This window comes from Vreelandella sp. L-15, from assembly GCF_056857635.1.
Map to the genome: position 1 here is coordinate 1 of NZ_JBSXNN010000037.1, position 12,092 is coordinate 12,092.

The following is a 12,092-nucleotide window of genomic DNA, read 5'->3' on the forward strand; positions in this document are numbered from 1 at the left end:
GGTTAGACTTGGACATGGCGTATCCATCCTCTGTTGGTTGTGATCTTGGTGGTGATCAACCAACAGGATACGCCATCCTTTCAGCCTGCTTCCATACACCAGAAATCACCATAACTCCGCTCCCTCGCAACGTCTCTCAATTGGCTCACTCAGTTTAATGAGTCTGCTCGTTGGCTAAGCCTACTTTATTTCAAGCGTTGAGCGCTACTGAGCGGCCAGCGAGTAAAGCGTTAATGTGCCCCCTGGGCGTTCAATGCGCTGCTCAGTTCGCGGGCAAAGCGCTGGGCGGAGGGCAGGGCGCCAAAGCTCCAGACTGGCGGCAGGCGCAGCAGATGGCCATGTTGAACGCTCGGCAATTGTTGCCACAGGCCGCTCTTTTCCAACTGCGCTTCCACCCCTGCGGGGAGCGGGTCAACGATGACCAGGGTGGCGTCGGGGTAGCGTGCCAGCGCCTCGATACCGACCAAGGCGAAGCCCCAGGCGTTGGTGGGCTCATCCCAGGCGTTGGGCAGCGCCAGCTGTTCCAATACGGCGTTGTAGAGGCTGTTCTCGCCAAATACCCGCACATGCCGAGCATCCATGAACTGCACCATCAGCAATGGAGATGCGTTGCCGGGCGGGTAGCGCAGCTCGCGCATCAGCTGCTGGGTGTTCTCGATCAGCGCGTCGGCTTCTGCGTTGCGTTCGGTCAACTCGCCCAACTGGCGGGTGAGGGTCTGCATTTCCTGCCACGTATCGGTGCCTGGCGAGTAAAGGGCGAAAGTGCCCACCGGCGCGATGCGCTCCAACCGAGGAATCAGCCCGGTAAACATGGGCGAGAGCAGGGTTTGCTCAGGGGGCGATTGGGCCAACTGCTCGAAGTTGGGCTGGGTGCGTAGGCCAAGGTCGCTGACGTGCTCCGGGATACGCGGCTCGCCTACCCAATCGTGATATCCCGGCTGTTGCGCGATACCGCTGACCGGAGCGCCAATCGCCAGCAGCGTTTCGGCGATGGTCCAGTCGATAGTGGCCCACTGGGCGTGGCTGGCGGTGCTGAACAGCAGGGCTGCCGCGAGCAAGCAGCTGCGGGCCAGGGTCGGGAGTCGGGGGATGCAGCGCATGAAGTGGGCACCTGACAATAAGCGCTTTATTTAAACGATTCTGTTTATCAATTGCAAATGGAAACAGCGGAGGTCGCACAAGTCGTCAGCGCGAGACGCCTCAGGGGCGTAACTGCTCCAACATGGTGCATGAGGTGGCTTTCGCCATGCCTTCGCGCGTTTGATGCGTCACAAAGTGAGCCGTAAGGGGTCAGGCGGATAAGCGCGCTGGGTGCCTATCCAAGGCCACCCAGCGTTGCCTCAGCTTGGGTTGCCGGGGGTGGGCTTGCCTTGCTCGGCAGGCTCAACGGGGGCTGGCGGTACTTCGGCTTCCATGGGGGGGGGCTGCGCGGCGCTGGCCGCTTCCACCGTGGCTTCCAGGCTGGCCACCTGACGCTCCAGCGCTTCGACACGCGCGCGCGTGCGCTGAAGCACATCCATCAAGATATCAAAGTCTTCTCGTGATACCAGCTCCAGGCGGTCGAAGGCGCCTCGTACCACTTGCTGCACGCCTTTCTGAATGTCTTCCGGGGCCTGGGAAGCATTCTGTAAACGGTCGCCTATCTGCTGGGCTAAACGGCTGATGCGATCCTGGGGCGTCATGGCTCTCTCCTCAAACGGTGGCGCATAAATGTGGATAGCTTACCTGTAAGGATACGCAACCCTTTGCCAAACCGCATGCCCCGCGTGCGTTTTCTCCTGCAGTGTGCGCATGCATCAAAAAAGAGCGTGCCGCTTTTATTGGTGATCGTTTTTAGTGCATGGGTGGGTGTGAATGGATGCGTAGTCGCCTTGCCAGTGGCTGTAAAGCGCACTTTTGAAACCTTAAGGGTATGAATTTCAATGATAAAAAATACAGTGGCACGGTATGAGCATTAGCAGGGCAAGCACTAAATTCGGGCGGCCACGCCGCTCTCCACCGAGTGGGACTGAACCAGCAGGGGAGATCCGGGATGAAACTCATCACCGCTATCATCAAGCCTTTCAAGCTTGACGACGTTCGTGAAGCACTCGCCGACAACGGCGTGCAGGGGATTACGGTTACTGAGGTCAAGGGATTTGGTCGGCAGAAAGGCCACACCGAGCTGTATCGCGGTGCCGAGTACGTAGTGGACTTTCTGCCCAAGGTGAAAGTGGAAGTGGCCGTGGACGATGCGCGTCTGGAGAGCGTGCTGGATGCCATCTGCAGCGCTGCCAACAGCGGCAAGATCGGTGACGGCAAAGTGTTCGTGACGCCGCTGGAAGATGTCATTCGTATTCGTACCGGAGAGCGTGGCGCCGACGCGGTATAGGCCTGCCCACACAACGACGACCCACTACGTATAACTTCTCTTGGATCACGGGGAACACCTGATGAACGAGCTTACAGAATTGAGCTATGCGCTCGATACGTTTTACTTCCTGATTTGCGGCGTACTGGTCATGTGGATGGCCGCCGGCTTCTCGATGCTCGAGGCCGGTATGGTACGTTCCAAGAACACCGCTGAAATTCTGACCAAGAACATTGCGCTGTTTGCCATTGCCTGCACCATGTACCTGCTGGTGGGCTACTACATCATGTACTCCAGCGGCGAAGGCGGTTTCCTGCCTAGCCTTGGGTTCCTGATCGGTACCGAGAACAGCGTCGATGCGGTGCTGGCCGGTGGTGAAGATGCACCTTACTACTCCATGCGTTCGGACTTCTTCTTCCAGGTCGTGTTCGTCGCAACGGCGATGTCGATCGTGTCGGGTGCCGTGGCCGAGCGTATGAAGCTGTGGGCCTTCCTGGCCTTCGCGGTGGTCATGACCGCCTTCATCTACCCGGTGTCTGGCTACTGGACCTGGGGCGGCGGCTGGCTGGATGGCGTTGGCTACTCTGACTATGCGGGCTCGGGTATCGTCCACATGGCCGGTGCAGCAGCAGCGTTGGCGGGTGTGCTGGTACTGGGCCCCCGTAAGGGCAAGTATGGCAAGGACGGTTCTATCCACGCGATTCCGGGCGCCAACATGCCACTGGCCACGCTGGGTACCTTCATCCTGTGGATGGGCTGGTTCGGCTTCAACGGTGGCTCTGAGCTGAAAATGTCCGATATCGGTTCAGCTAACAACGTTGCGCAAGTGTTCGTGAACACCAACGCAGCGGCTGCCGGTGGTGTCATCGCCGCGCTTATTCTAGCCAAGCTGTGGTTCCGCAAGGCGGACCTCACCATGGCGCTGAACGGCGCGCTGGCTGGCCTGGTCGCCATTACCGCAGACCCGCTGTCGCCTTCTGCGCTGGGTGCCGCCTTGATTGGTGCCATCGGTGGCCTGATCGTGGTCGCTGCCATCATCACGCTGGACAAGCTGAAGCTGGATGACCCTGTGGGTGCTATCTCGGTTCACGGTGTGGTCGGTATCTGGGGTGTGTTGGCAGTACCGCTGAATAATGGCGATGCGTCCTTCGGTGCACAGTTGATCGGTATCGTGGGCATCTTTGGCTGGGTCTTCATCGCAAGCTTAGTGGTATGGCTGGTGCTGAAAGCGGTCATGGGTATCCGCGTTAGCGAAGAAGAAGAGTATGAAGGCGTCGATATCGCTGAGTGCGGTCTGGAAGCCTATCCCGAGTTTAGCGTTAAGAAATAAGCTTGCGCTAATCATGTGAGCTGGCGTGCTCCTTTTGGCCTCCCCACCGTGGGAGGCCTTTTTGTCCTTCCCAGGTAGGTTGCATGCTGGTTGTTATTAGCTAGGTACGTACTGGTTTTTTTATTCTCCGCCCTTGGCGGTGTATGCTTAATCGACTGGGTAACGGGCTTGGCTATGCAAGCGCCCCGCCAACCTTGATGGGTTATGACAACCGTTTAACAACGCTGTTTTGATAACAGTGGGCCACCAAGCTAGAGGATGTCGCAATGAAATTGATCTCAGCCATTATCAAGCCGTTCAAGCTTGATGACGTACGCGAATCGCTCTCTGATATCGGCGTGCAGGGCATTACGGTAACGGAAGTGAAAGGCTTTGGCCGTCAGAAAGGCCACACGGAACTCTACCGTGGTGCGGAGTACGTGGTGGATTTCCTGCCCAAGGTGAAGCTGGAAGTCGCCGTTGACGACGATATGGCCGAGCAGGTGATCGACGCGATTACCCAGGTCGCCAATACCGGTAAGATCGGTGACGGTAAAATCTTTGTGATGCCCCTTGAGCAGGTCATCCGTATCCGTACTGGTGAAACCGGTAAAGACGCGGTTTAACGGTGAAGCGTCAGTAGTGAAGGGTAAGGCGTGAACAGTGAGTTGCGCTGAATAGACAAAGCCCCTGTGGATATCATCCACAGGGGCTTTGTGCATAAGGCGATGGTGATACGGGCTACGATTTTCTATTCACCATTCACCATTCACCATCCAAGCAGCACTTACTTCTCAACGAACGCACGCTCGATGACGTAGTCGCCCGGCTCGCCCATACGCGGGGAGATGTTCAGGCCCAGCTCATCGAGCAGGGCGCTGGTGTCGTCCAGCATCGCCGGGCTGCCGCAAATCATCGCGCGGTCTTGGCGCGGGTCGATGGGCGGTAGGCCGGTGTCCTCGAACAGCTTGCCGGTGCGAATATGGTCGGTCAGGCGACCCATGGTGTGAAACTCTTCGCGAGTCACCGTGGGGTAGTACACCAGCTTCTCGGCGATCTCTTCGCCCAGGTACTCGTGGGCGGGCAGCTCTTTGGTGATGAAGTCGGCGTAGGCCAGCTCAGAGACTTCACGCACGCCATGTACCAGCACCACTTTTTCAAAGCGCTCGTAGATTTCCGGGTCTTGGATCAGGCTCATAAACGGCGCCAAGCCAGTGCCGGTCGAGAGCATATACAGGTTGCGGCCCGGCAGCAGGTCGTCGCACACCAGTGTGCCGGTCGGCTTGCGGCTGACCATGATTTGGTCGCCCACTTTCAGGTGTTGCAGGCGCGAGGTGAGCGGGCCATCCGGCACCTTGATGCTGAAGAACTCAAGGTGATCTTCGTAGTTGGGGCTGGCGATGGAGTAAGCGCGCATCAGGGGTTTGCCGTCCACTTCCAGGCCGATCATAACGAACTGGCCGTTCTTGAAGCGCAGGCTGCGCTCGCGAGTGGTGCGGAAGCTGAATAGGGTATCGTTCCAGTGGTGAACGCTTAACACTTCTTCCAGGGCAAACTTGCTCATGCTAACTCCTCCAGGGGCAGCGAGGCCTAAGCCTTGCTCGCCATATTCCAAAAAAGAATAAAAAATAGCTCTATATGTTGCTCTCAATTCTAAATAAGGGTGGTATATCTGTTAAGCAAATTATCTTGATAACGCTTATCTTTAAAATCGATATATCCCTTCGCCGATCACTCTACAGATAGGTTTTGGTCATGCACTACACCCTGCGTCAGCTAGAAGTCTTCGTAGCCGTTGCCCAGCACGAGAGCGTTTCCCACGCGGCGCGCGCGCTGGCCATGTCGCAATCGGCTACCAGCACGGCGCTGGCCGAGCTGGAGCGCCAGTTCGATTGCCAACTGCTTGATCGCATCGGGAAACGGCTGAAACTCAACGCGCTCGGCTTCCAGCTACTGCCCAAGGCGGTGGCCCTGCTCGACCGCGCCGAGGAGGTTGAGGAGCTGCTGCGGGGCCAGCAGGGCGTGGGCGCATTGGACGTGGGGGCAACGCTCACCATTGGTAACTATCTCGCCACGCTGCTGATCAGCGATTTTATGCAGCGCTATCCTGGCAGCCGGGTGCGGCTGGCGGTGCGCAATACGCGGCATATTATCGAGGGCGTGCGCCAGCACTCGCTGGATTTAGGGCTGATTGAGGGGCAGTGCGATGACGATATGATCATCAGCCAGCCCTGGGTCGAGGATGAGCTGTGCGTGTTCTGCTCGCCGCGCCACCCGCTGGCGGGGCGGGAGCATCTGGAGCTGGATCAGCTGCTGCGGGAGGATTGGATCATGCGTGAGGAGGGCTCAGGCACGCGCATGACGCTGGAGCATGCCGCCCGCCACCGTCGCAGCCGGTTCAATACGCTGTTGGAGCTGGAGCATACCGAGGGCATTAAACGCGCGGTGGAGTCGGGATTAGGGATTGGCTGCGTGTCGCGGCTGGCACTGCGTGATGCCTTCCGGCGCGGCAGCTTGGTGCCGCTGCCCACGCCGGAGTTGGATCTCAAGCGCCAGTTCACGTTCATTTGGCATCGCCACAAGTACCTCACCACCGGCGTGCGGGAGTTTTTACGTCTCTGCCGGGAAATGACCGCCGGGGCCAAGCGCAGTGACGATATCCCGCTGCCACCGATACCCTAGCGGTTACACCTTGGCCTTTTCAGGGCTTGGCAGCGCCTGAGCCGGGTGCTGCGACGCCTCTAGCGTAAAGCCACCCACTAGCGCGGCCAGCTTGTCCGCTTGGTCTTTGAGCTGCTCTGCAGCGGTGGTGGACTCTTGCACCAGGGCGGCGTTTTGCTGGGTCATCTGATCCAGGTCGGTCACCGCGACGCTGACTTGGTTGATGCCGTCGTTCTGCTCACCGGCTGCCGTACTGATATCGCCGAGCATTTGGGTGACGCGCGTCACGCTATCGGCCAGCTCGTGCATGGCGGCTTCGGCGTCGCGTACCATTTGCGTGCCGCTTTCGACCTTGTCGGCAGACGCATCAATGCGCTGGCGAATGTCCTTGGCGGCGTCGCTGCGGCGCGAGGCGAGCTTGCGCACTTCATCGGCCACCACGGCAAAGCCGCGCCCGTGTTCGCCAGCCCGCGCTGCTTCTACTGAGGCGTTGAGTGCCAGCAGGTTGGTTTGGAAGGCAATGCTGTTCATCAGCAAGAGGCGGAAGAGCGTATCGAGTGCCATCCTTGAACCAGTAGAACAAAGGTTCATGGTTAACGCATGACATGGCCGCCACCGCGAGCGCTGCGGCGGCCATGGAGGAGTGGCAGACGAGACGTTTAGAAGGTCTCTGACGTGCGCGGTAAGCGATCCTGCGGCGCTTGCAGCGCGGGTGATGCCGCGTTAGAGAGTTTGAAACTGCTGATCGTGCCGGTCAGGCGATCCGCCTGCTCTTTCAACTGCTCGGCGGCGGTGGTGGACTCTTCCACCATGGCGGCGTTTTCCTGGGTCATCCGGTCCAGCTCGGCCACGGCGATGTTGACCTGTTTGATGCCATCGCTTTGCTCGCTGGTTGCAGCGTTGATCTCTTCCAGTACGTCGGTTACGCGGGTGATGTGGTCTACGATATCCTTCATCGTGCTACCCGCATTGCGTACCAACGAGGTGCCGTTATTCACCTTGGCTTGCGAGTCTTCGATCAGTTTCTGGATATCGTTGGCCGCGTCGCTGCTGCGGCCAGCCAGTTTGCGCACTTCCTCTGCCACGACGGCAAAGCCACGGCCATGCTCGCCAGCCCGCGCTGCTTCTACCGAGGCGTTGAGCGCCAGCAGGTTGGTCTGGAAGGCAATGCTGTTCATCAGCGTGACGATCTCGCCAATCTTGTTGGAGGCGTCGGAAATATCTTCCATGGTGGTGACCACGTTCGACACCACCTGACCGCCCTCTTTCGCGACTTCGGTGGCCGCGTGGGAGAGCTTGTTGGCTTCCTGTGCTGAGGCCGCCGTGTGCTGCACGGTGCTGGTGATTTGCTCTACCGATGCGGAGGTTTGCTGAAGGCTAGACGCCGCGTTGTCGGTACGGCGGGAGAGGTCTTGGCCGCCCATGGCAATCTCGTTAGCGGCGTGGTGCACCGATTCGCTGCTGGTGCGCACATCGATTAAGACGTGCTCCATTTTGTTAACAAAGCGGTTAAAGGCGCTAGCGATTTGAGTGACTTCGTCGTTGCCTTCTTCTGGCAGACGCTGGGTGAGGTCGCCCTCGCCGGAGGCGATATTATCCATCGCGTTGCGCACCCCCAGCAGGCGGCGCAACAGTAGCGACAGCAGCAGCCCAAATACCACAGCGGTAATGGCCGCGACGATCAGCAGGGTAACGATGGACGTGGTGGCAATGGCGCGCAGGTCTGCGGTGGCCTCTGCTTCGTCTAACGCGACGACCAACTGCCAACCGCTGTTGCCGCCTACAGCACTGCCCATTAGCAGTTTATCGCTGCCTTGCAGAGCTAGCGGCTGTGGGGAGTCTGCCTGCACGATGCGAGTGAGGTCCGAAGGCGTGAGCGCATCGCTTAATACACTTGAAGGCTCCAGCGTCAGCGACTCATCCGGATGGGCAACCAGCGTGCCATCGTTGGTGGTTAGAAAGCCAAAGCTAGACGGTGTGGGGGAAATGCTGGCAACAATATCGATAACGTCAGCAATCGTAATATCGGCCCCAACCACAGCGGCTAGTTCGCCGTTTTGATAGAAGGGGCGAGCGAAGGTAATGATCAGGCCGCCCGTTTGAGCATCGACATACGGGGCGGTGATGATAGTGTCTTGCGCGTTCACCGCGCCTTGATACCAGGGACGCTGGCGTGGGTCATAATCGCTAGGGGGTTGCCAGCCGTCTGAGAAAATTCCCTCTGATGTGGACGGGTAAGCAATGTAAGCGGTCATAAAGTCGCCAGAATCGGCTAATTGTCGCAAGGCTTGTAGCGGCTCTTCGCTACCTGCAGTGTGTTCCATGCTGGCTAACATCGTGTAGCGCGCATTGAACCACTCATCGATGGCCTGTGTGTTTCCATTCACAACAGCGCTTAGGTTGCGATTAACCTGCTCACTATTGTGATGCTTTACAGTCGTGTAACTAGCAATGCCATTCACCGTTAAAGCCAACACAATAGCGATAAGGGCCGCTAGCAAGATACGTAAACGTAGGGAAGAAAACATAGTCGCTCTCGGGATCATCAGGGTTCATGATGGGTATCGGCGAGAGCGACTACGCCTTTAGTAAAAAGCAGGAAAAAAGTTAGTAAGCGCTAACTGTAGTGTTAACGAAGATCGCTGACCGCGTTCTGAATATCAGCCATGGACGCTTTGCTGAGGTCTTTCGAGAGCGTGTGGGTGACCAGCTTCTGCGTGGGGTTATCGAGCTTCTCTTTGAGCAGCCCCAAGAACTTGGGAGGCGCGACCATGATCAGCTTGTCCATGCTGTTGTCCACCCGCGCAGTGTAGAGTCGCTGGGCGACTTCTTTGGCAAACAGCTCGTTTTCATGTTGGGAGGCCGCGCCTTCCTCGCCGGATGAGCGCGATGACGTTGACGTAGACTCATGAACATCGGCACCGCGGCGGTCCGTGATCAAGTCGCCTTCATGCAGCCTGCCTGCAGCGTGTACCAAGCTCTCCTGCTCGGCGAGGTGAAGTGCATCACGGGTGAAGATACGTGCCCGAGCGGCGTCGGCTACCACGATATAGGTGGTCATTGTCATACGTCCTCCATGTCATTGATTACCCTTTAACCATGGCAACCGTTCCGTGTTTGGTCAAACACGGTTTTCATAGAGAAAAGAGCATGGATATAGACGACTCACGTCATCATTGGCGAAACCGCTATCTGCTGATGCGCCACGGCCATAGCCAGGCTAACGCACAAGGCACCATCATCAGCTCCCCCGAGCGAGGGCTGTTGGCGTATGGGCTGTCGCCGCAGGGCGAGCAGCAGCTGGCAGATACCGTCGCACGGTGGCACTGGCCGGTACCCACACAGGTCGTGCATTCGGACTTTTTACGCACCACGCACACCGCCGCCCGAGTGGCCGCCGCGTTTGGGTTGGAGATGCAAAAAGAGGAGCGCTTGAGGGAGCGCCACTTTGGTGAATTGGAGGGCAAGGCGGATAGCCACTACCCGGAGGTGTGGGCCTTCGATGCCCAGAACGCCGACCACACCCAGTGGCAGGTGGAGCCGGTCAAGCGTGTCGCGGCGCGCATGGTCGCTGCGCTGGAAGCGTTGGAGCAACGCTTTGAGGGTGAAACGGTGCTGGTGGTCAGCCACGGCGACCCCCTGCAAATTCTGCTCACGGCGCTGGCGGGCAAGCCGCTGACGAAGCATCGGGAGCAGCCTGCGCTACTGCCTGCCAGCATTACGCTTGTGGGCGGTTAAGCGCCCTCTTTAGGAGGAATCCAGGCGATCATATCTACCTCCACATCCGCACTGCCCGCAAGCCCGGTCACGCCGATGCAGGTGCGGGTGGGCAGCGTTAATGCCCCAGAATCTGGCTCAAGAAGAGCTGGGTGCGCTCGGACTGCGGGTTATTGAAGAACGGCTCAGGCGCGTTCTCTTCAATGATTTGCCCTTGGTCCATAAAGATCACGCGGTCGGCCACGGTTTTGGCAAAGCCCATCTCGTGGGTGACACAGAGCATGGTCATGCCTTCTTCGGCCAGTTCCACCATGACGTCCAGCACTTCCTTGATCATTTCCGGGTCAAGGGCAGAGGTGGGCTCGTCAAACAGCATCACGTCCGGGTGCATGCACAGCGATCGGGCAATGGCGACCCGCTGCTGCTGACCACCGGAGAGTTGGCCAGGATATTTCTTGGCCTGCTCGGCGATGCGCACGCGCTCCAGGTACTGCATGGCCATGGCTTCGGCCTCTTTGCGGGGCTTCTTCTGCACCCACATCGGTGCGATACAGCAGTTCTCCAGCACCGTGAGGTGAGGGAACAGGTTGAAATGCTGGAATACCATGCCGACGCTGCGGCGAATTTGCTCGATGCGCTTGACGTCTTGGGTCAGCGGCACGCCACCCACCACGATCTCGCCTTTTTGGTGCTCTTCTAGGTGATTGATGCAGCGGATCATGGTGGATTTGCCCGAGCCAGAAGGCCCGCAAATGACGATCCGCTCGCCGCGTTTCACTTCCAGGTAGATATCCCGCAGCACGTGAAAATCGCCGTACCACTTGTTGACGCCGCGCATTTCGACCATCAGATCCGAAGTGCCGGTGCCAGGGTTATGGGAAGCTGCTTGTGTCATGTCACTATCCTGCTAAAAAATCGTTGATAAAAGCGGCGTTAGCGCTTGTGGCCGGTATGCAGCTTGCGTTCTAGGTACTGACTGTAGCGCGACATGCTGAAACAGAAGATCCAGAACATGAAGGCGGCAAACACGTAACCTTCCAACGAGAAGCCTAACCAGCGTGAGTCGGCCAGTGCCGCTTGCACGATCCCCAAAAGGTCAAAGAGCCCGATAATCATGACCAGGGTGGTGTCTTTAAACAGCGAGATAAACGTATTCACGATGCCGGGAATCATCATCTTCAGCGCTTGGGGAAGAATGATCAGCCCCATGCGCTTCCAGTAAGTCATGCCGAGCGCGGCAGCTGCCTCTTCCTGGCCTTTTGGAATCGCCTGCAAGCCGCCACGAATGACCTCTGCCATATAGGCGCTCTGGAACAGCGTTAAGCCGATCAGGGCACGCACTAGGCGGTCAACGCTCATATCGGAGGGCAGGAATAGCGGCAGCATGACCGAGGCCATAAACAGCACGGTGATCAGCGGCACGCCGCGCCAGAACTCGATAAACACCACGCAAAAGCTTTTGACGATGGGCATGTTAGAGCGCCGACCCAGGGCCAGCACGATACCGATCGGCAGCGCGCCTACCATGCCCACGGTGGCCAGCAGCAGGGTCAGCATCAGGCCGCCCCAGCGATGGGTCGGCACACGCGGCAGGTCGAAATAGCCGCCATGCAGCAGCACGTAGGCGATCACGGGGAAGCCGACCAGCGCAAACACGGCCACCCAGCGCTTGAAAGGCAGCTTGGGAATCGCCAGCCAGGCAATCAGGGTGAAGAACCCGGCAAAGACGATATTGGCACGCCAGATTTCCGAGCGCGGGTACAAGCCGTAGATGAACTGGGTGAAGCGTGCGTTGATGAACACCCAGCAGGCGCCTTCCCGGGAGCAGTCTTCGCGGGAGGTGCCTACCCAGTCGGCGTTGATGAACGCCCATTGCACCGTGGGAACCACGAGCAGGTAGAGAATATACAGGCCGATCAGAGTAAAGATCGTGTTGATCGGGCCGTTGAACAGGTTGCTGCGTAGCCATGCCACAGGGCCCACGGAACTGCTGGGCGCCGGCTTTGGCTCGATCATCGTTCGGTTGTGAATCATGGGAATGCCCTCGACAACGGC

Annotated in this window: 12 protein-coding genes and 1 pseudogene; 5 read left to right on the plus strand and 8 right to left on the minus strand. The window is 58.5% G+C overall.

Annotated features, from left to right (window positions below):
• Nucleotides 1-230: 230 nt before the first annotated feature.
• Nucleotides 231-1,100 (minus strand): ABC transporter substrate-binding protein, encoded by an 870-nt coding sequence (locus tag AC13CY_RS04520; RefSeq protein WP_062359214.1) that lies wholly within the window; start codon nt 1,098-1,100, stop codon nt 231-233.
• A 240-nt stretch (nt 1,101-1,340) separates the two neighbouring features.
• Nucleotides 1,341-1,682, minus strand: coding sequence for an accessory factor UbiK family protein (locus tag AC13CY_RS04525; protein ID WP_228168776.1), 342 nt, complete (start codon nt 1,680-1,682; stop codon nt 1,341-1,343).
• A 350-nt stretch (nt 1,683-2,032) separates the two neighbouring features.
• On the opposite strand from AC13CY_RS04525, the gene AC13CY_RS04530 reads away from it, so the two are divergent.
• From AC13CY_RS04530 to glnK, 3 genes are all read left to right on the plus strand, one after another.
• Nucleotides 2,033-2,371 (plus strand): P-II family nitrogen regulator, encoded by a 339-nt coding sequence (locus AC13CY_RS04530; RefSeq protein WP_007112359.1) that lies wholly within the window; start codon nt 2,033-2,035, stop codon nt 2,369-2,371.
• Nucleotides 2,372-2,432: 61 nt separating this feature from the next.
• A complete protein-coding gene (locus tag AC13CY_RS04535; RefSeq protein WP_228168777.1) occupies nt 2,433-3,680 on the plus strand; it encodes an ammonium transporter in 1,248 nt (415 codons plus the stop codon).
• A gap of 266 nt (nt 3,681-3,946) precedes the next feature.
• Nucleotides 3,947-4,285: a P-II family nitrogen regulator gene (gene glnK / locus AC13CY_RS04540; RefSeq protein WP_009098335.1), complete on the plus strand. Its 339-nt coding sequence runs from the start codon at nt 3,947-3,949 to the stop codon at nt 4,283-4,285.
• A 161-nt stretch (nt 4,286-4,446) separates the two neighbouring features.
• On the opposite strand, the gene AC13CY_RS04545 is transcribed toward glnK, so the two are convergent.
• On the minus strand, nt 4,447-5,223 hold the full coding sequence (locus tag AC13CY_RS04545; RefSeq protein ID WP_089674698.1) for a ferredoxin--NADP reductase: 777 nt from the start codon (nt 5,221-5,223) through the stop codon (nt 4,447-4,449).
• A 191-nt stretch (nt 5,224-5,414) separates the two neighbouring features.
• On the opposite strand from AC13CY_RS04545, the gene AC13CY_RS04550 reads away from it, so the two are divergent.
• Nucleotides 5,415-6,341: a LysR family transcriptional regulator gene (locus tag AC13CY_RS04550; protein WP_044629892.1), complete on the plus strand. Its 927-nt coding sequence runs from the start codon at nt 5,415-5,417 to the stop codon at nt 6,339-6,341.
• A 3-nt stretch (nt 6,342-6,344) separates the two neighbouring features.
• On the opposite strand, the pseudogene AC13CY_RS04555 reads toward AC13CY_RS04550, so the two are convergent.
• From AC13CY_RS04555 to AC13CY_RS04565, 3 genes and pseudogenes are all read right to left on the minus strand, one after another.
• Nucleotides 6,345-6,854: pseudogene (locus AC13CY_RS04555) on the minus strand (methyl-accepting chemotaxis protein); the annotation flags it as partial.
• Nucleotides 6,855-6,979: 125 nt separating this feature from the next.
• Nucleotides 6,980-8,848: a methyl-accepting chemotaxis protein gene (locus tag AC13CY_RS04560; protein WP_089674700.1), complete on the minus strand. Its 1,869-nt coding sequence runs from the start codon at nt 8,846-8,848 to the stop codon at nt 6,980-6,982.
• A gap of 101 nt (nt 8,849-8,949) precedes the next feature.
• A complete protein-coding gene (locus tag AC13CY_RS04565) occupies nt 8,950-9,381 on the minus strand; it encodes a host attachment protein (protein WP_044629926.1) in 432 nt (143 codons plus the stop codon).
• A gap of 89 nt (nt 9,382-9,470) precedes the next feature.
• Between AC13CY_RS04565 and AC13CY_RS04570 the strand changes: the two genes are divergently transcribed.
• On the plus strand, nt 9,471-10,058 hold the full coding sequence (locus AC13CY_RS04570; protein ID WP_228219191.1) for a histidine phosphatase family protein: 588 nt from the start codon (nt 9,471-9,473) through the stop codon (nt 10,056-10,058).
• A gap of 97 nt (nt 10,059-10,155) precedes the next feature.
• On the opposite strand, the gene AC13CY_RS04575 is transcribed toward AC13CY_RS04570, so the two are convergent.
• On the minus strand, nt 10,156-10,884 hold the full coding sequence (locus tag AC13CY_RS04575; RefSeq protein ID WP_054640785.1) for an amino acid ABC transporter ATP-binding protein: 729 nt from the start codon (nt 10,882-10,884) through the stop codon (nt 10,156-10,158).
• 86 nt (nt 10,885-10,970) lie between these two features.
• Nucleotides 10,971-12,071, minus strand: coding sequence for an amino acid ABC transporter permease (locus AC13CY_RS04580; protein ID WP_483052340.1), 1,101 nt, complete (start codon nt 12,069-12,071; stop codon nt 10,971-10,973).
• Nucleotides 12,072-12,092 lie beyond the last annotated feature (21 nt).